The organism is Kocuria rosea subsp. polaris, from assembly GCF_001483755.1.
Classification (GTDB): domain Bacteria; phylum Actinomycetota; class Actinomycetes; order Actinomycetales; family Micrococcaceae; genus Kocuria; species Kocuria cellulosilytica.
The window spans coordinates 82210-100377 of sequence record NZ_LQBK01000009.1; the positions used below are offsets into that span (position 1 = coordinate 82210).

Here is an 18168-nt window from a genome sequence, read left to right on the forward strand (position 1 = left end):
CGACACCTGGTGTCGGGGCCCTCCTGCGTTCCCGGTGGCGCGGACGCTCCCGGCGGCCCGCCCCGACCGCCGGAGCGGACAGCGGGTCAGGCACGGGCAGCGGCTCCGGCCGTGGGCGTCCCGCGCCCGGACGGCGTCCGGGCGCGGGACGGACCGCTCAGTCGAGGTAGTCGCGCAGCACCTGCGAACGGGACGGGTGGCGCAGCTTGGACATCGTCTTGGACTCTATCTGCCGGATGCGCTCACGGGTCACGCCGTAGACCTTGCCGATCTCGTCGAGGGTCTTGGGCTGGCCGTCGGTCAGGCCGAAGCGCATCGCCACGACGCCCGCCTCCCGCTCGGAGAGCGTGTCCAGGACCGAGTGCAGCTGCTCCTGCAGGAGCGTGAAGCTCACGGCGTCCGCGGGGACCACGGCCTCCGAGTCCTCGATCAGGTCGCCGAACTCCGAGTCGCCGTCCTCGCCCAGCGGGGTGTGGAGGGAGATCGGCTCCCGGCCGTACTTCTGCACCTCGACGACCTTCTCGGGCGTCATGTCGAGCTCGTTGGCCAACTCCTCCGGGGTGGGCTCCCGGCCCAGGTCCTGCAGCATCTGACGCTGCACTCGGGCGAGCTTGTTGATGACCTCGACCATGTGCACCGGGATGCGGATGGTGCGGGCCTGGTCGGCCATGGCGCGGGTGATGGCCTGGCGGATCCACCACGTGGCGTACGTGGAGAACTTGAAGCCCTTGGTGTAGTCGAACTTCTCGACCGCGCGGATCAGGCCGAGGTTGCCCTCCTGGATGAGGTCCAGGAACAGCATGCCGCGGCCGGTGTAGCGCTTGGCCAGGGAGACGACCAGGCGCAGGTTGGCCTCGAGCAGGTGGTTCTTGGCGCGCTTCCCGTCGTGGATGACCCAGCGCAGCTCCTTGCGGGTCTGCGGGTCCAGGGAGTCCTTCCCGTCCGCGAGCTTGTGCTCGGCGTACAGGCCGGCCTCGATCCGCAGCGCCAGGTCCACCTCCTGCTCGGCGTTCAGCAGCGCGACCTTGCCGATCTGCTTGAGGTAGTCCTTGACCGGGTCGGCGGTGGCCCCCGCGGAGACCACCTGCTGGGCCGGGGCGTCGTCGTCGTCGTTCGCGGTGATGACGAAGCCGGAGGTCTTCTCGTCCTTGGGCGCGGGCGCGGCGGCCGGGTCCTCGGGCGCGGGCTCCTCCTCGGTCTCCTCGTCCTCGTCCATCTCCGGGTCGACCACTCCGGCCTCGTCGGTCAGGCCCGTCTCGAGGTCGGCGTCGTCCGTGACGACGGCGTCCTCGTCGGGTGCCCCGGCGACGTCCTGGGCCTCCTTGGCCGTGGACGCCGCGGCCTTCTGGCGGCCCGTGGCCTTCGGCGCGGCCGGGGCCTTCTCCGCGGACCTGGTCGCCGTGGGCGCCTTGCTCGCGGCGGTCCTGGTCGCGGTCGACTTGCCGGCCGTGGACTTCGTGGAGCCGGCCGCGGCGCTCTTGGCCGCGCCGGAGCGCGCGGCGGTGGACTTCGCCGCCGTGGTCTTCTTGGCGGCCACGGTCTTCTTGGCGGCGGTCGACTTCGCAGCGGCGGTCTTCGCCCGCGGCGACGCGCCCGTGGTGCCGGACGGCGACCGAGCGTCCCCGGTGGCCGGGGCCTCGGCGGCGGTGTCCGTCGTCTTCTTGCTGGCGGCAGGTGACACTGAGAGCCTTTCGTTGAGCGGTCACGGCGTCCGCCCTCGGGGCAACACGCCTATGACCCTGTCAAGTCCGTGCGCCGGGCAGAGTCCGGTGCGGCGGGCTTGAAGGGTCCTGACAGCCGGAACCACGCGTGCGCGGGATTTGTTCCCGTTCTGCCATCGGATCCGAAAAAGCCACGGACCCGGGGCGTCACGAGTGCCAGGCGGTGGTGCGGTCCCGCGCCCAGAGCGGCACGGGACGGGCGTCGGCGAGGCGCAGGACCCGCAGTGCCGACGGGTGGCCCGGGACCAGGGCCGTGGCCCGGCGGACGAAGTGCGCGGTGTGGGAACCGCGCGCCCGGAAGCGGTTGAGCTGCGCGAGCTCGACGAGCACGCCCGCGAGCACGACCCGCTCCAGCGCCGCGTCCGCCCCGTCCCGCCCGGGATGCTCGGTCGGCCCGCCGGGCCCGGCGGGCTCCAGGAGCCAGCCGAGCACCTGCAGCACCCGGTACAGGGTGTCGAGCAGCGGCCAGTGCGGGGCGTCCGCCCACTCGCCCGTGAGCACGCGGGACAGCCGGACGAGCTCCCCCGCGTCGGGCCCGGGCAGCGGGGCGGGACCCGGACCGGGCTCCTCCCCGGCCTGCGGCCGCCGGGGCACGGTCGGCAGCCGCGCGGGCGCCGGTGCGAGGGTGGGCCCGATCGGCACGCCCTCGGCGCCGGCCTGCGGGTCGTCGACGTCGTCGCACAGCTCGGCCCACATCGCGGCGGCCGCCAGGACGCCGTCGAGGTCGTCCGTGGCGCAGGCCACGAGGAGCAGGTCGGCGAGCACGGGGTCCGTCAGGCTCGCCGCCAGGAAGCCGAGCAGCTCGTCGTCGTGGCCGAGCACCGCGGGCACGGGGTCCCCGGGCGAGCCCAGGACACCGGCGAGGACGTCGGCCCAGACGGACAGGGCCGGCACGAGGCGGTCGAGGTGGTGCCAGGCGCCGCCCCCGGCCCGCGCCCAGCGGAGCGCGGCGCGCCCGGCGCCCCGGTCGGTGCCGGCCGGCAGGGCCCCGTACTCGTGGTCCATCGCGAGCCGCGGAGCCGCCGCGTACGAGCTGCCGGAGGCCACGAGCGCGGCGTTGACGGCGCTGTCCTCGATCCCGGCGACGTCCTGGACGTCGGCCGGGTCATCGGCCGGCCACCAGCGGTCGCCGGCCACGATCCAGCGCCCCGCCACGGCCCGCCCGGCGCGCCGGGCGGCCTCGTCCACGAGCGTGAGCAGCCCGTCCACCCCGACGGGCCGGCCCCCGGCGGCGGACGTCGTGTACACGATCACGAAGACCCGGTCGCTCAAGGTGTCGTGGCCCACGAGGTCGGCGAGCTCGGCGACGAAGGCCGCGCGGAGGCCCTGGTCGGACGGACCGCCCGGGAGGTCCACGCGCACGCACGCCCCCGCCGTCCCGCCTCCGGCGGCGAACAGGACGAGGGAGTCGGCGGGCCAGTAGCCGAGGGTGTGCGGCACGACGGCGAGCAGGTCGGCCGCGCACCGGACGACGGGGACGAAGGGGTCTCGGATGGGGTGCTGTCTCATGGGCCCAGCGTGGGCGCGGCCGGGTCCGGGCGCGCCGGTCCGCGCCCGGGCTGTGGACCGGGAGCGGTGCCCGGCCCCCGTTGCCGGCGCGGTGCAGTGCCGACGGGCCCGTGCGGCCGGTCAGACGGCGTCGTGACCGTGCCGCCGGCGCACCTTCCGGGCGGTGGCCAGCACGCCCGCGGTGCCCGCCGCCGCGATCAGGAACTGCGCGGCGATCGCGATCCGGAAGGCGTCGGGGGCGTACAGCTCGTCGCGGAAGCCGGCGGCGTGCAGCACGTCGAGGACGAAGCCGGTGACGAAGATGGCCAGCACGGAGGCGGTGAAGCCGCCCACGTTGACGATGCCCGTGGCGGTGCCCGAGCGCTGTGCCGGGTTGAAGCTGCGGGTGATGTCGAAGGCGATCATGGACGCCGGCATGCTGATCGCGATGACGCACACGGCGGCCAGCACGACCGGGACGGGCGCCGTCCCCGGCCAGACCAGCAGCACGGCCCACGCCGAGAAGATGACGGCGGTGACGCCCAGGGACAGGCGCACCCGGCGGTGCGGGCGGCGGGCGGTGAGCCCGCCCAGGCCGAGGGCCACGGCCAGGTTGGTGAGCACGAAGGAGGTCATCACGAGGGAGACCGTGGTGTCGGACAGGCCCTGCGCGTACTCGAGGTAGGGGTACCCCCACATGAGCACGAACGTGTTGCCCGCGAACTGGGTGGTGAAGTGCACCCAGAAGCCGAGCCGGGTCCCGGGCTCGGCCACGCTCTGCCGGAGCACCTGGCCGGTGCGCCGCAGGCCCAGCTCCCGGTTCAGGACGTCCACCCCGGGCGGAGCGTTGCGCAGCAGGGCCGCGGCGAGCACGGCGGCGAGCAGCGCGAGCGAGGCCAGGGCCACGAAGGACGGGAACCACCCGGTGAGCTCGAGCAGCCAGGCGAACGGGATGACGGAGACGAGCTGGCCGAGGTTGCCGACCACGCCCAGGAACTGGGTCAGCGGCGGCACGCGCAGCGCGGAGAACCACGCCGGGATCAGGCGCATCACGCACACGAACGTGGCCGCGTCCCCCGCGCCGACGAGCACCCGGGCGGCCACGCCCTCGCCGACCGTGTCGGCGAGCGCCAGCTGGATCTGCCCCGCCGTCATGAGCAGCGCCCCGGCGGCGACCATGACGCGGGAGCCGAACCGGTCCACGAGCACGCCCACGGGGATCTGCAGCCCCGCGTAGACGAGGACCTGCATGAGCGAGAACAGCGACAGCGCGGAGGCCGCGGTGCCGAAGCGCTCCGCCGCGTCGACCGACGCGACGCCGAAGCTGGTGCGCTGGGCCACGGCGCTGAAGTAGGCGAAGGTGCCGATCGCGAAGACCAGGTGGGCGCGGCGTGAGTCCTTGCCGGACTCGTGGGCTCGGTACCGGTCGGACTGCATGCACTTCGCTCTCGGGGACGGGACCGGGCCGGGACCCGGGACGGCGGCGCCGCCCCGGACGACACCGGGCCGGCCGCGCGCCGGGCGGGCTCAGTCCTGCTCGTCCTCCTGGGCGGCGAGGAAGGCCTCGGCCGCGGCGCCGATCTCGTCGGCGTCGGGGAGCTCGGACTCGTCCCCGACCAGCAGGGAGCGCGGCACCGAGGCGTCGACGACGTCATCGTAGCGCTGTTCCAGACCGGCCACGACCGCCTGCACCTCGGGCGAGGCGCCGACCTGCTGGTCGATCTGCTGCTCGATCTCGCGGGCCGCCTCGCGCAGCTCGTCCGAGGGCAGGTTCAGCGAGGTCACGGCGCTGATGTGCTCGAGGGCGGCCACGGCGGCGTGCGGCAGGTGCGCCTCGGCCAGGTACTGCGGGACGTGGACGGTGAAGCCGATGTTGTCGATCCCGGCCTCGCCCAGCCGGATCTCGAGGAGCTGGGCGGCCGACGAGCTCATCTCCACGACGGGCTTCCAGGCGTGCTCGGCGGGCAGCAGGTCGGCCCGGTTGCCGTGCACCGAGACGATGAACGGCCGGGTGTGCGGGACCGGCATCGGGATCCCGGAGACGATCGCCACGAGCGAGACGTCCATCCGGCGGGCCAGGCCCACGACGGCCTCCGTGAACCGGTTCCACTGCAGGTCCGGCTCGGGCCCCGTGAGCAGCGCGAAGCTGCGCCCCAGGCCGTCCGTGACCAGCCGCAGGGACAGCTCCGGGTTCTGGAAGCCCTCGAAGTGGTCCTCCCGGAAGGTCACGTGCGGGCGGCGGGCGCGGTAGTCGTAGAGCTGGTCCAGGTCGAAACGGGCCACGACCTCGTGCGGCAGGGCCTCCGTGATGGTGTGCTCGATCTGCACGGCCACGTGCCCCGCCTCCGCGTAGCCGGACAGGGCGACGATCAGCGGCAGGCCACGAACCCGGGCGTCCTCGAGCAGAGCGGGATTGCTCAGGTACAGCGAGGTGGGGTCCAGCACAGCTCTTCCTCCTGGGGTGGGTCGGTTCCGGGCGTCCGTGGGGAGACCGGTGGGGCACGCCGGCGGTGGCGGCCCGGATCATGTCAACCATCCGCGGGCACCGCGTTATTCCCCGCCGCGCCGGGGGGGACGCCCGCACCGCGCTGCCGCCCCGGCGCCGCGGCGGGGCGGGGATAGGATCGAGAGCACGCCTGCCGGCCGGGCTGGGCCGCCGGGAGCGGTCCGGACCGGCCGGCCCGGACCTCAGCGAAAGGACGATCCATGCCCGACGTACAGGACCTGCTCGAGCCACGGGGCATCGAGCTCACCGCCACGCACAAGGCCCTGGGCCGGACCGCGGCCCACGCGATCGTGCTCGCCGTGGAGAAGGGGCAGGAGGGCGAGACCTCGGGCCGGGTCGTGCTCCCCGCCGGGGAGCAGCGCAGGCTCGCCCCCGTGGTGGACGCCGCGGCGGCGCTGCGCGTGAAGGGCGCCGCCGACGAGGTGACCGTGGTGCCGGCCCCGTCGGGGCTGCCCTTCACCGTGGTGGTCCTCACCGGCATCGGCGCCCTGCCCGAGGAGACCGCCGAGCGCGCCGAATCGCTGCGCCGGGCCACCGGCGCGGCCGTGCGGCGGCTCGCCGGGACCGACTCCGCGGTGCTCGCGCTGCCCGTCACGTCCGAGGAGGACGCCGCCGCGGTCGCCGAGGGCGCCGCCCTGGGCGCCTTCGCCTTCGCCCACCAGCGCGCGGCGACCGCCGCCGGCGTGCAGGCCCCGCTGGCCTCCGCCGTGGTGCACGCCCCCGGGGTGGCGCGTGCCGCGCTGGGCCGGTGCCTCGACCGGGCCGCCGCCCTCGGGCGCGGCGTCCGGGCCGCCCGCACCCTCGTGGACCTCTCCCCCAACGTCATGTTCCCGGAGGCCGTCGCGGACTACGCCCGCCGCGCCGCCAAGGGCACCAAGGTCTCCGTGAGCGTGCTCGCCGAGAAGGAGCTCGCCAAGGGCGGCTACGGAGGGCTCCTGGGCGTGGGACAGGGCTCCGTGCACGGTCCGCGCCTCGTCAAGCTGGAGTACGCCCCGGCGCGCGCCGCCCAGCACTACGCCTACGTGGGCAAGGGCATCACCTTCGACTCGGGCGGGCTCTCCCTCAAGCCCCCGGCCTCGATGATGACCATGAAGTCGGACATGGCCGGCGCCGCCGCCGTCCTCGCCGCGGTGCTCACCGCCGCCGAGCTCGAGCTGCCGGTGAAGGTCACCGGGTGGCTGTGCCTGGCCGAGAACCTGCCCTCCTCCACGGCCACCCGTCCCGGCGACGTCATCACCATCCGCGGCGGACGCACCGTCGAGGTGCTCAACACCGACGCCGAGGGACGCCTCGTGCTGGCCGACGGTCTCGTGGCCGCGTGCGAGGAGGGCCCGGACGCCGTCGTCGACATCGCCACCCTGACCGGTGCGCAGATGGTGGCCCTGGGCGCCCGGACGTTCGGGATCATGGGCGACGACGCCCTGCGCACCGCCGTGGCCGAGGCCGCCCGCGGCGCCGGGGAGGCCGGTTGGCCCATGCCGCTGCCCGAGCACCTGCGCCCGTCCCTGGACTCGAAGGTCGCCGACCTCAAGAACATCGGGGACAAGAACGGCGGGATGCTCGTCGCCGGGATCTTCCTGCGCGAGTTCGTCGGCGGCGAGGACGGCGCCCGGGTGCCGTGGGCGCACGTGGACATCGCCGGCCCCTCCTTCAACGAGGGCTCGCCCTACGGCTACACCCCGGCCGAGGGCACGGGAGCGGGCGTGCGCACGCTCGTGCGGCTGCTCGAGGACGCGGTCGCCGGGGGCCGCTGAGCTCCTGCGACACCCCCGCGCCGGAGGGAGCGCCCGCCTGGTCGCTCCCTCCGGCGTAGGGCTAAGGTATGTACGAAACGAACCCGTCACGGGACGGGAGCGACCCACCCGGAACGACGTCAACGCGCAAGGGAGCCAAACACGTGGCCGACAACGAATTCGACATCCTCGTCCTCGGCGGAGGGAGTGCCGGCTACGCGGCCGCGCTGCGGGCCGTCCAGCTCGGCTTCACCGTGGCGCTGGTCGAGAAGAACAAGCTCGGGGGCACGTGTCTCCACTGGGGCTGCATCCCGACCAAGGCCTACCTGCACTCCGCCGAGCTCGCGGAGGACGCCCGGGAGAGCTCCAAGTACGGCATCCACACCACGCTGGAGTCCATCGACATGGCGGCGGTGCGGGAGTACAAGGACAAGATCGTCGCCGGCAAGTTCAAGGGCCTCACGGGCCTGATGAAGATGCGCAAGATCACGGTCGTCGAGGGCGTCGGCAAGCTCACGGGCGAGAACACCGTCGAGGTCGACGGCACCACCTACACCGGCAAGCACATCGTGCTGGCCTCCGGCTCGGTCTCCAAGACCCTGGGCGTCGAGATCGGCGGGCGGGTCATGACCTCGACCGAGGCGCTGGAGATCGACTTCGTGCCCAAGAGCGCGATCGTGCTCGGCGGCGGCGTGATCGGCTGCGAGTTCGCCTCCATGTGGAAGTCCTTCGGCGTGGACGTCACCGTCATCGAGGGCCTGCCCCACCTGGTCGCCAACGAGGACCCGGCGATCGTGAAGGCGCTCGAGCGGGAGTTCAAGAAGCGCGGCATCAAGTCGAACCTCGGCACCTTCTTCGAGAAGGTGGAGCAGGACGACGACGGCGCGAAGGTCACCCTGGCCGACGGCAAGGTCTTCGAGGCCGACATCGTCCTGGTCGCCGTGGGCCGTGGCCCGAACACCGCCGACATGGGCTACGAGGAGCAGGGCATCCCCATGGACCGCGGCTTCGTCACCCCGGACGAGCGCCTGCACACCGGCGTCGGCAGCATCTACGCGATCGGCGACATCGTCCCGGGCGTGCAGCTCGCCCACCGCGGCTACCAGCAGGGACGGTTCGTGGCCGAGGAGATCGCCGGGCTGAACCCGGCCGTCGTCGAGGACGTCAACATCCCCAAGGTCACGTTCACCGAGCCCGAGATCGCCTCCGTGGGATACAACGAGCCGCAGGCCAAGGAGAAGTTCGGCGAGGACAACGTCGAGGTCGCCGAGTACAACCTCGCCGGCAACGGCAAGAGCTCGATCCTGGGCACCGGCGGCATGATCAAGCTCGTGCGCGAGAAGGACGGGCCGATCATCGGCTTCCACGCCATCGGCAAGCGCATCAGCGAGCAGATCGGCGAGGGCCAGCTCATCGTCAACTGGGAGGCCTACCCGGAGGACGTCGCCGCGTTCGTGCACGCCCACCCCACCCAGAACGAGGCCATCGGCGAGGCGGCCATGGCCCTCGCCGGGACGCCGCTGCACGGCTGAGCGCGCCGTGGCCCCGCCCGGCCGGGCGGGGCCTCCCCAGCACCCCGGCACCGGGCCGCCACCCGGAGCGCACCACCGAAGGCACCATCGAAGGCACCGAAAGAGAGACGGTCGGACCATGTCAGAAACCGTAAACCTGCCCGCACTGGGCGAATCCGTGACCGAGGGCACCGTGACCCGGTGGCTCAAGCAGGTCGGTGACGAGGTCGCCGTCGACGAGCCCCTGGTGGAGGTCTCCACCGACAAGGTCGACACCGAGATCCCCTCCCCCGTGGCCGGCGTGATCGAGGAGATCCTCGTCGACGAGGACGAGGACGTCGAGGTCGGCGCGCCGCTGGTCGTCATCGGGGACGGCTCGGGCTCCGGTTCCGAGGGCGGCTCCGGCCAGGACGAGTCCTCCGCGGAGGACACCTCCGGGCAGGAGGCCGAGGACGCCGCGACCGAGGCGGAGACCCCGGAGGCGACCGACGAGGCCGCCGAGCCGGAGCCCTCCGGTGACGAGTCCTCCGGTGACGAGCAGGCCCCCAAGGCCGAGGCCCAGCAGACGGGCGAGGGCAGCGAGATCACCCTGCCCGCACTGGGCGAGTCCGTGACCGAGGGCACCGTGACCCGGTGGCTCAAGCAGGTCGGTGACGAGGTCGCCGTCGACGAGCCGCTGCTGGAGGTCTCCACCGACAAGGTCGACACCGAGGTCCCCTCCCCCGTGGCCGGGACCCTGCTGGAGATCCGGGTGCAGGAGGACGAGGACGCCGAGGTCGGCCAGGTCCTGGCGATCATCGGCTCCGGCTCCGCCCCCTCCGGGGACGAGCCCGCCGAGAAGCCCGCCGAGAAGCCCGCCGAGAAGTCTGCGGAGAAGCCCGCCGAGAAGTCTGCCGAGAAGCAGCCGGCGAAGCAGTCCACCGACGGCGGCGAGGGCTACGAGGGCGCCTCGTCCGGGAAGCAGGAGAAGGCGCCGTCCCGCGACGAGGCCCTGGTCGAGACCGAGGAGCCCGTGCTGGCCGACACCTCCGGGGACGAGCAGCAGGACACGGCGCAGCGCGACGGCGCCCGCACCGAGAAGGCGGAGGCCCCGACCGGTGACAACTCGTCCTACGTGACCCCGCTGGTGCGCAAGCTCGCCAAGAAGGAGGGCGTGGACCTCTCCACGCTCACCGGCACCGGGGTGGGCGGACGCATCCGCAAGCAGGACGTGCTGGCCGCCGCCGAGCAGCAGAAGGGCGGCGAGGCTGCCGCCGAACCGGCCGCCGCCGCACCGGCACAGGAGGCCGCCCCGGCCGCGCCGAAGGCGGACGCCAAGCGCGGGACCACGGAGAAGGCTCCGCGGATCCGGATGACGATCGCCCAGCGCATGCGCGAGTCGCTGCAGGAGGCCGCCCAGCTGACCCAGGTGACCGAGGTCGACATGACCCGGGTGGCCGTGCTGCGCGACCGGGCGAAGGCGAAGTTCCAGCAGCGGGAGGGCGCCAAGCTCACCTACCTGCCGTTCTTCGCCAAGGCGGTGGCCGAGGCGCTGCAGGCCCACCCCAAGCTCAACGCCACCTTCAAGGAGGCCGAGAAGGAGATCGTCTACAACGGCTCGGAGAACATCGCCATCGCGGTGGACACCCCGAAGGGTCTGCTGGTGCCGGTCATCAAGAACGCCGGCGACCTCAACCTCGGCGGCCTGGCCAAGCAGATCGCCGACCTCGGCTCCCGGGCCAAGGACGGCAACATCACGCCGGACGACCTCACCGGGGGCACGTTCACGATCACGAACCTCGGCTCCTTCGGGGCCCTGTTCGACACCCCGATCATCAACCAGCCGCAGGTCGCCATCCTCGGCACGGGGTCGATCGTGAAGCGCCCGATGGTCGTCTCCGACGCGGACGGCAACGACACCATCGCCATCCGTCAGATGTGCTACCTGTCGCTGACCTACGACCACCGCCTGGTCGACGGCGCGGACGCGGGCCGCTTCCTCCAGGCGCTCAAGGCGCGCCTGGAGGAGGGCCGCTTCGAGTCCGAGGTCGGTCTCTGACCGGGCCGGCCGTGGTCCCCGGCCCCCGCTGAGCACCGGCGGAGGGCGCGGCACTCCGGGAGGGCGTGTTCCTGATCACAGGGAGCACGCCCTCCCGGCGTGCGCGGGCGGGCCTCCGATAGGCTCGGATGCATGACCTTCCTGACCGGACTCCTCGTCTTCCTGCACCTCGTCGGCGCCGCGATCATCGTGGGCACCTGGATCTACACCATGAAGCGCCCCACGGTGTCCCCGGGGCAGTTCCACGCCTCGCTGCTGAGCCTGGTGACCGGGCTCCTGCTCGTGGCGATCTACGAGATGGGGGACGGCGACGTCAACCACGTCAAGGTCGCCGTGAAGCTGCTCGTCGCTCTGGCGGTGGCGGTCGCCGCCTTCGTGGGGCAGCGGAGGACCAAGCGCGGGGAGACGGTCTCGACCGGCCTGGCCCACGCCGTGGGCGGGCTGGCGCTGATCAACATGGCGGTCGCCACGCTCTGGTGACCCTCGTCCCCCACCACCGGACCCCCGGCGCTGCCCGTCAGCCCCGGGGGTCCTGCCGTGCCGGGTCCCGCCGCGCCGGCTCCCGTTGCTCGGGATCCGGCGGCACCGTCGGGCCGGCCACGGCCTCCACCCCGGTCAGCCGCCAGCCGTGCTCGCCCTCGGCCAGGACGACGAGGACCGTCTGCACCCATCCGTCCCCCGCCGGCACCACGGACGGGGCCGCTCCCGGCTCGCCCGGGTAGCCCTCCACCCGCACCTCGGCGACCAGCGCGACGGTGCCCGGCCGCGAGGACCCCGCGGGGGCCTCGTGGATGCTCCCGACCTCGAGCTCGAGCGCGGAGAAGACCCCTGCGCCCCGGGCGATGGTGTCCCGGTCCGCCGCCGCCGTCTCGCTCCCCGCCGCGTACACCTCCTCCAGCAGACGCGCGTCCCCCGTGCGCAGGGCCTCGCCGCGCCGCGCCACCAGGACCCGCAGCGCCTTCCGGGGATCCGTGACGTCGGCGGGGTCCTGCCGCGTCCCGCCCCCGGGCCCGGCGCCCGGACCGGCCCCGCCCGTCGGCCCGGGCGCGAGGGACCCGGGCGCAAGGGGCCCGGGACCGAGGGAGCGCAGCGGGACCGACCATCCCGCGCGGGCCAGTGAGACGGCCGGATCCGGCCCGACCGCCGGGCCCGCCGTTGTCGCCGGGAACGGGTCGCCGTCCCCGGACAGGAGCAGGGCGGCGCTCCCGGCGGCCAGCAGCAGTGCCACCGCGAGCACCGCCCGGCGCCTGCCGGCCCGGGGCCGCGCCGGGCCGGCGGCCGGGCTCCCCGGCCCGCGCGGGGTCGGCTCTCCGTCCCGCACGAGCAGGCCGGCCAGTTCCGCTGCGGTCGGCCGGGCCGACGGATCGCTCTGCAGGGCGGCCTCGACCGCCCGGACGAGTCCGGCGGGGGCGCCGGGGCACAGCAGCGCCAGGGGCACGTGCCGTGCCTGCCGTGCGGGGGCCCGCCCGGTGAGCGCCGCCCACCCCACCGCGCCGAGCGCTCGGACGTCCTCCGCCGGGCTGCCGCCCCCCGTGCCGGCGCGCACGGCGGCCCGGAGCCCGGCCCCGTCCGTGGCCGCCGTGGTGCGGAGCAGGAGGACCTGCCGGGCCGAGAGCTCCCCGTGGCACCGGCCCAGGGCGTGCAGCGCCGCCAGGCCGGTCGCGGCGTCCCGGAGCACCGCGGCCGCCTCCGCGGGCTCCAGCCGGCCGCGCTCGGCCAGCCGGTCGGCGAGCGAACCGCCCGCGACGAAGTCCTCGACCAGCCCCACGGGTGCCGCCGCCGGGCCCAGCAGCCCGCGCACGGCCACGAGACAGGGGTCCTCCCGGCCCGCCAGGGCGACCGCGAGCGAGAGGGCCGCGGCCCGCGACCGGTCGGGCTCCGGGCCTGGCTCCTCCGGGCAGGGACGCAGGACGAAGTGCTCCCCGGACCGCGCCTCCCGCACCAGCCACGAGCGTGCGCCCAGGCGTCGCACCGGCTCCAGCCCGTCCTCGGGCGGCAGCCGCGGAGGCGTGTCCTCCGCCGGCGCGCCTCCGGACGGGCCGGGGCGGCCGTGCGCACGGTCGTCCCGGACGGCCGCGGCGAGCCGTGCCCGGGCGGAAGCGGGCGGGGCCGGGGTGATCTCGTGGTGGCCGCCGTGCGCGGCGGGGCGCTGGTCCATGGCCCCAGCATGCCCGCCGGCGCCCGGGGCCGCGGGCGCCGTCCACAGCCCCCCTGCCCGGTCCCTCCGGCGCGCACAGGTCCGGTCGCGCGATAGGCTGGGGACATGTCCCTCTGCTTCGAACGGCTCGGCTTCGATCCGCACCTCGTCGACTACCGCTCGGCGCTGGAGCTGCAGAAGAACGTGCACCGCGAGGTCGTCGCGGGCGAGCGGCCCAACACCGTGCTGCTGCTGGAGCACCCCCCGGTCTACACGGCCGGTCGGCGCACCGAGCCCCACGAGCACCCCACCGACGGGACCGAGGTCGTGGAGATCGGCCGCGGGGGCAAGCTCACCTACCACGGCCCCGGGATGCTCGTCGGCTACCCCATCGTCCGGCTGACCACGCCCATCGACGTCGTGCGCTTCGTGCGCCTGCTCGAGGAGATCATCCTGGCCGTGGTCGCGGACTTCGGGGTGCAGGCCGCGACCGTGGCGGGCCGCTCCGGGGCGTGGGTGCTCGCGGACGAGCGCGGGCCGGACCGCAAGATCGCCGCCATCGGCGTGCAGGTCTCCAAGCGGGCCACCATGCACGGCTTCGCCCTGAACTGCTCCAACGACCTGCGGCCGTTCGGCAAGATCATCCCGTGCGGCATCACCGACGCCTCCGTCACGAGCCTCTCGCAGGAGACGGGCCGGCTCGTGACCCCGGAGGCGGTGGTCGCGCGCATGGAGCAGGAAATATCCGCCCGCCGGGACGAGTTGTGCGAACAGTTCGTCCCGTCAGGGACCCCGGGTCCGCTGCCCTGGCCCACCGCCGTCAGCTGACCTGCGCCGCCCCGGGACCGCCGGGACCATGAGCGCACCACCGTCGACATCTCGACAAGGAGACCGACCATGACCGTTGCCCCAGAGGGCCGCCGCCTGCTGCGCGTCGAGGCGCGCAACGCCGAGACGCCCATCGAGAAGAAGCCGTCCTGGCTGAAGAATACGGCGCGGATGGGCCCCGAGTTCCAGGAGCTGAAGTCCCTCGCCCGCGGCAAGGGCCTGCACACCGTGTGCGAGGAGGCCGGCTGCCCCAACATCTACGAGTGCTGGGAGGACCGGGAGGCCACGTTCCTCATCGGCGGCTCCAAGTGCACCCGCCGCTGCGACTTCTGCGACATCGCCACCGGCAAGCCCGACCTGCTGGACGTCACCGAGCCCCGCAAGGTGGCCGAGTCCGTCAAGGAGCTCGGACTGCGCTACGCGACCGTCACGGGCGTGGCCCGCGACGACCTCGACGACGGCGGCGCCTGGCTGTACGCGGAGACCATCCGCGCGATCCACACGCTGAACCCGAACACCGGCGTGGAGATCCTGATCCCTGACTTCCAGGGCGTCCCCGACCGGCTGCAGCAGGTCATCGACGCCGAGCCCGAGGTCTTCGCCCACAACGTGGAGACGGTCCCGCGCATCTTCCGCCAGATCCGGCCCGCCTTCACCTACGAGCGCTCCCTGGACGTCATCACCCAGGGCAAGGACGCCGGGATGATCACCAAGTCCAACCTCATCCTCGGGATGGGCGAGACGAACCAGGAGATCTACGAGGCGCTGTGCGACCTCAACGACGCCGGGTGCGACATCATCACGCTCACCCAGTACCTGCGCCCCTCCCCGCTGTTCCACCCGATCGACCGGTGGGTCAAGCCCGAGGAGTTCGTGGAGCTCTCCGAGATGGCCGAGGAGATCGGCTTCCTGGGCGTCATGGCGGGCCCGATGGTCCGGTCCTCGTACCGCGCCGGCCGGCTGTGGGCCCGCGCCATGGAGAAGTCGGGCCGGCCGATCCCGTCCCACCTGGCGCACATCGAGGACACCGGCAGCGCCTCCCAGGAGGCGTCCTCGCTCGTCCAGCGACTCCGCTGAGGACCGGCGGGCGCGGGCCCGCCCACCCGCTAAACTGGAGGACGGGCCGCGGCCGGGCGCTCTCGCGCGCCGGCACCGCGGGTCCGCCGGAACACCGCCACCGCACCACAGGACGAGGTCTCACCGTGTCACCTTCCCACGCCAAGTCGCGCCCGACGTCGCGATCCTCCTCCCCCGGGAAGCCCGCGGGGAAGCCGACCGGGAAGCCCACCCGGGCGCAGAAGCGCGAGGCGAAGCAGCAGCGGAAGGCGACCAAGGGGCCGGGCTTCCTCAGCCAGATCAAGCAGGTCTTCAAGATGACCCGCGAGGTCGAGCCCAACATCGGCTGGTGGATGCTGCTGATCGGCCTCGGCGTCCTCCTCGTCTTCCTGCTCGTCGGCGTCCTGCTCGGCAACTGGATCACCGGGCTGCTCATCGGTCTGCCGTTCGCGCTGCTGGCCGCCTCGTTCTACCTCTCCCGGCGGGCCGAGCGCGCCGCGTTCGCCCGGATCGAGGACCAGCCCGGGGCCGCCGGCGCCGCGCTGTCCGCGCTGCGCCGCGGCTGGATCGTCGAGGACCAGCCCGCGGCCATGGATCCCCGCACCCGCGACCTCATCTTCCGCGCCATCGGCCGCCCCGGCGTGGTCCTCGTGACCGAGGGCCCCGCGGGGCGGGTCGACAAGCTCGTCGCCAAGGAGCGCCGCCGGATCGGCCCCGTGATCCAGAACGTGCCGATCCACGTCATCAAGACCGGCAAGGGCGAGGGCCAGGTGCCGCTGCGCGCGCTGTCCAAGCAGATGAAGAAGCTCGACAAGAAGCTCACGCAGCAGGAGGTGCAGACCGTGCACAAGCGGATCAGCACCCTGGGCAACCGGCTGCCGATCCCCAAGGGCGTGGACCCGATGCGCGCCCGCCCGGACCGCCGTGCCATGCGCGGCCGCTGAGCTGCGGGCCTGCCCGACGACGACGGAGCCCCTCGCCTTCCGCGGAAGACGAGGGGCTCCGTCGTCGTCGGGCGCCGTGCCGGTGCCTCAGCGGGTGCGGACCAGGACCGTGTCCGCCGCCCGGTCGTGCAGGCCGCGCTGGTCGGGGTCGAACACGACCGCCGGGATCACGAGGCACAGCAGGAGGGAGCGGACCACGGCCCGGGCGAAGCCGGCGGGCCGCCCGGCCAGCGTCTGCACCTGCAGGCCCAGCAGCAGGTGCCCCGGGGTGTGGCCGGTCGCGCCGACCAGCAGCACGTTGAGCAGGAACAGGAACGCGAGGGTCATCAGTCCCTGCTCGTTCCACTGGGGCACGAGCCACTGGGCGAGGGCCCAGCACAGGTACCAGTCCAGCACCAGGGCCACGATCCGCCGCCCCACGCGTCCCACGGAGCCCGGCCCCTGCTCCGGGCGCCCGAGGCGCTGCCCCGGGTACTCCTGCCGGCCGGTCCCCGGCCCCTCGAGCCACGAGCCCACATCATGTCTGTCGATCATCCCCCCAGGGTATCGGGGAGGGACTCCCCTAGACTGGCGGGAGACCGTGGCTCCCCCGGGCCCTCCTGCGTAACAGCGAGGAAACACCCGGGACACGGAGCCTTAATGCCCGGTCCGTAGCGTTGTCCCCGGAAACGGACGCCGACCCAGCGCACCTGGCACGGCGGGCCAGCCCACCTAACAAGGAGAACAGCACATGTTCCAGACACCCGAGGAAGTCCTCGCCTTCATCAAGGACGAGGAGATCGTCTTCGTCGACGTCCGGTTCACGGACATGCCCGGCGTGCAGCAGCACTTCAACCTCCCGGCCAAGTCGGTGGACGACGACTTCTTCGTGCACGGGCAGCTGTTCGACGGCTCCTCCATCCGCGGCTTCCAGGGCATCGCCGAGTCCGACATGCAGCTCATCCCGGACCCCACCTCGGCGTTCGTGGACCCCTTCCGCGTCGAGAAGACCCTCGTGGTCACCTGCTCGATCGTGAACCCCCGCACCGGTGAGCCCTACCACCGCGACCCCCGCGGCGTCGCCGAGCGCGCCGAGGCCTACATGGCGTCGACCGGCATCGCCGACGTCGCCAACTTCGCCTCCGAGGCCGAGTTCTTCATCTTCGAGGACGTCCGCTACGACATCCAGCCGCAGGGCTCCTTCTACGCCATCGACTCCGACGAGGCCGCCTGGAACACCGGCCGCAAGGAGGAGGGCGGGAACCTGGGCAACAAGACCCCCGTCAAGGGCGGCTACTTCCCTGTCTCCCCGGTCGACAAGCAGGCCGACCTGCGCGACGCCATGTGCGTGGCCCTGGACGAGGTGGGCCTCGAGGTCGAGCGCTCCCACCACGAGGTGGGTTCCTCGGGCCAGGCCGAGATCAACTACCGGTTCAACACCCTGACCAAGGCCGCGGACGACCTGCAGAAGTTCAAGTACGTCATCAAGAACACCGCGGACGCCTTCGGCAAGTCGGCCACGTTCATGCCCAAGCCCGTCTTCAACGACAACGGCTCCGGCATGCACTGCCACCAGTCCCTGTGGAAGGGCAGCGAGCCGCTGTTCTACGACGAGAAGGGCTACGCGGGCCTGTCCGACCTCGCCCGCTGGTACATCGGCGGCCTGCTCCAGCACTCCTCGGCCGTGCTGGCCTTCACCAACCCGACGGTCAACTCCTACCGCCGCCTGGTCAAGGGCTTCGAGGCCCCGGTCAACATGGTGTACTCGCAGGGCAACCGCTCCGCCGGCATCCGCATCCCGATCACGGGCACCAACCCGAAGGCCAAGCGCCTCGAGTTCCGCGCCCCGGACCCCTCCTGCAACCCGTACCTGGCGTTCGCCGCCCAGCTGATGGCGGGCCTCGACGGCATCCGCAACCGCATCGAGCCGGCCGACCCGATCGACAAGGACCTCTACGAGCTGCCCGCCGAGGAGGCCAAGGACATCAAGAAGGCCCCGGCCTCGCTCGAGGAGGCCCTGCTGGCCCTGGAGGAGGACCACGAGTTCCTGCTCGCCGGCGACGTCTTCACCGAGGACACCATCCAGTCCTGGATCGAGTACAAGCGCGAGTTCGAGCTCAAGCCGCTGTCCGTGGTCCCGCACCCGCTGGAGTTCTCGATGTACTACGGCGTCTGAGCCGCACCGCTCCACCGCTCCACCGCTGCACCGGGAAGGCCCCGGACTCCT

Annotated in this window: 14 protein-coding genes; 8 read left to right on the forward strand and 6 right to left on the reverse strand. The window is 73.3% G+C overall.

Annotated features, from left to right (window positions below):
- Window positions 1–157: 157 nt before the first annotated feature.
- The 4 genes from AVL61_RS07240 to AVL61_RS07255 form a co-directional block, all read right to left on the reverse strand.
- The gene (locus AVL61_RS07240; protein WP_058873686.1) at window positions 158–1681 is read right to left on the reverse strand and encodes an RNA polymerase sigma factor; all 1524 of its coding nucleotides are present in this window, start codon (window positions 1679–1681) and stop codon (window positions 158–160) included.
- Window positions 1682–1868: 187 nt separating this feature from the next.
- A complete protein-coding gene (locus AVL61_RS07245) occupies window positions 1869–3230 on the reverse strand; it encodes a DUF4192 family protein (RefSeq protein ID WP_058873687.1) in 1362 nt (453 codons plus the stop codon).
- Between the two features lie 120 nt (window positions 3231–3350).
- Entirely contained in the window at window positions 3351–4646 is a 1296-nt protein-coding gene (locus tag AVL61_RS07250; RefSeq protein ID WP_058873688.1) for an MFS transporter, read from the reverse strand.
- 90 nt (window positions 4647–4736) lie between these two features.
- Window positions 4737–5654 carry a proteasome assembly chaperone family protein gene (locus AVL61_RS07255; protein WP_058873689.1) on the reverse strand — a complete coding sequence of 306 codons (918 nt, stop codon included), beginning with the start codon at window positions 5652–5654 and terminating at the stop codon, window positions 4737–4739.
- A 261-nt stretch (window positions 5655–5915) separates the two neighbouring features.
- On the opposite strand from AVL61_RS07255, the gene AVL61_RS07260 reads away from it, so the two are divergent.
- The 4 genes from AVL61_RS07260 (at window position 5916) to AVL61_RS07275 (ending at window position 11477) form a co-directional block, all read left to right on the forward strand.
- Window positions 5916–7469 (forward strand): leucyl aminopeptidase, encoded by a 1554-nt coding sequence (locus AVL61_RS07260; protein ID WP_058873690.1) that lies wholly within the window; start codon window positions 5916–5918, stop codon window positions 7467–7469.
- Between the two features lie 143 nt (window positions 7470–7612).
- Window positions 7613–8980 carry a dihydrolipoyl dehydrogenase gene (gene lpdA, locus AVL61_RS07265; protein WP_058873691.1) on the forward strand — a complete coding sequence of 456 codons (1368 nt, stop codon included), beginning with the start codon at window positions 7613–7615 and terminating at the stop codon, window positions 8978–8980.
- 118 nt (window positions 8981–9098) lie between these two features.
- On the forward strand, window positions 9099–10997 hold the full coding sequence (gene sucB / locus AVL61_RS07270; RefSeq protein WP_058873692.1) for a 2-oxoglutarate dehydrogenase, E2 component, dihydrolipoamide succinyltransferase: 1899 nt from the start codon (window positions 9099–9101) through the stop codon (window positions 10995–10997).
- Between the two features lie 132 nt (window positions 10998–11129).
- Window positions 11130–11477 carry a hypothetical protein gene (locus AVL61_RS07275; RefSeq protein WP_058873693.1) on the forward strand — a complete coding sequence of 116 codons (348 nt, stop codon included), beginning with the start codon at window positions 11130–11132 and terminating at the stop codon, window positions 11475–11477.
- Window positions 11478–11514: 37 nt separating this feature from the next.
- Here the strand turns inward: AVL61_RS07275 and AVL61_RS07280 are convergent, their stop codons facing one another.
- Entirely contained in the window at window positions 11515–13155 is a 1641-nt protein-coding gene (locus tag AVL61_RS07280) for a protein kinase family protein (protein ID WP_058873694.1), read from the reverse strand.
- Window positions 13156–13260: 105 nt separating this feature from the next.
- Here AVL61_RS07280 and lipB point away from each other — a divergent pair, with 105 nt between their 5' ends.
- The 3 genes from lipB (at window position 13261) to AVL61_RS07295 (ending at window position 15962) form a co-directional block, all read left to right on the forward strand.
- Window positions 13261–13962, forward strand: coding sequence for a lipoyl(octanoyl) transferase LipB (gene lipB, locus AVL61_RS07285; RefSeq protein WP_058873695.1), 702 nt, complete (start codon window positions 13261–13263; stop codon window positions 13960–13962).
- Window positions 13963–14031: 69 nt separating this feature from the next.
- A complete protein-coding gene (gene lipA / locus AVL61_RS07290; RefSeq protein WP_058873696.1) occupies window positions 14032–15039 on the forward strand; it encodes a lipoyl synthase in 1008 nt (335 codons plus the stop codon).
- A 125-nt stretch (window positions 15040–15164) separates the two neighbouring features.
- The gene (locus AVL61_RS07295) at window positions 15165–15962 is read left to right on the forward strand and encodes a DUF4191 domain-containing protein (RefSeq protein WP_058873697.1); all 798 of its coding nucleotides are present in this window, start codon (window positions 15165–15167) and stop codon (window positions 15960–15962) included.
- 87 nt (window positions 15963–16049) lie between these two features.
- Here the strand turns inward: AVL61_RS07295 and AVL61_RS07300 are convergent, their stop codons facing one another.
- A complete protein-coding gene (locus AVL61_RS07300; RefSeq protein WP_058873698.1) occupies window positions 16050–16496 on the reverse strand; it encodes an RDD family protein in 447 nt (148 codons plus the stop codon).
- 196 nt (window positions 16497–16692) lie between these two features.
- On the opposite strand from AVL61_RS07300, the gene glnA reads away from it, so the two are divergent.
- Complete coding sequence (glnA, locus tag AVL61_RS07305; protein ID WP_058873699.1) at window positions 16693–18117, forward strand: type I glutamate--ammonia ligase; 1425 nt, start codon at window positions 16693–16695, stop codon at window positions 18115–18117.
- Window positions 18118–18168 lie beyond the last annotated feature (51 nt).

What these genes read in the sequence shown, in the direction of transcription:
- AVL61_RS07300 (WP_058873698.1), bottom strand. Translation starts at nt 16,496, where the DNA reads ATGATCGACAGACATGATGTGGGCTCGTGGCTCGAGGGGCCGGGGACC.
- glnA (WP_058873699.1), top strand. Translation starts at nt 16,693, where the DNA reads ATGTTCCAGACACCCGAGGAAGTCCTCGCCTTCATCAAGGACGAGGAG.
- lipA (WP_058873696.1), top strand. Translation starts at nt 14,032, where the DNA reads ATGACCGTTGCCCCAGAGGGCCGCCGCCTGCTGCGCGTCGAGGCGCGC.
- AVL61_RS07275 (WP_058873693.1), top strand. Translation starts at nt 11,130, where the DNA reads ATGACCTTCCTGACCGGACTCCTCGTCTTCCTGCACCTCGTCGGCGCC.
- AVL61_RS07250 (WP_058873688.1), bottom strand. Translation starts at nt 4,646, where the DNA reads ATGCAGTCCGACCGGTACCGAGCCCACGAGTCCGGCAAGGACTCACGC.
- AVL61_RS07280 (WP_058873694.1), bottom strand. Translation starts at nt 13,155, where the DNA reads ATGGACCAGCGCCCCGCCGCGCACGGCGGCCACCACGAGATCACCCCG.
- lipB (WP_058873695.1), top strand. Translation starts at nt 13,261, where the DNA reads ATGTCCCTCTGCTTCGAACGGCTCGGCTTCGATCCGCACCTCGTCGAC.
- sucB (WP_058873692.1), top strand. Translation starts at nt 9,099, where the DNA reads ATGTCAGAAACCGTAAACCTGCCCGCACTGGGCGAATCCGTGACCGAG.
- AVL61_RS07245 (WP_058873687.1), bottom strand. Translation starts at nt 3,230, where the DNA reads ATGAGACAGCACCCCATCCGAGACCCCTTCGTCCCCGTCGTCCGGTGC.
- AVL61_RS07260 (WP_058873690.1), top strand. Translation starts at nt 5,916, where the DNA reads ATGCCCGACGTACAGGACCTGCTCGAGCCACGGGGCATCGAGCTCACC.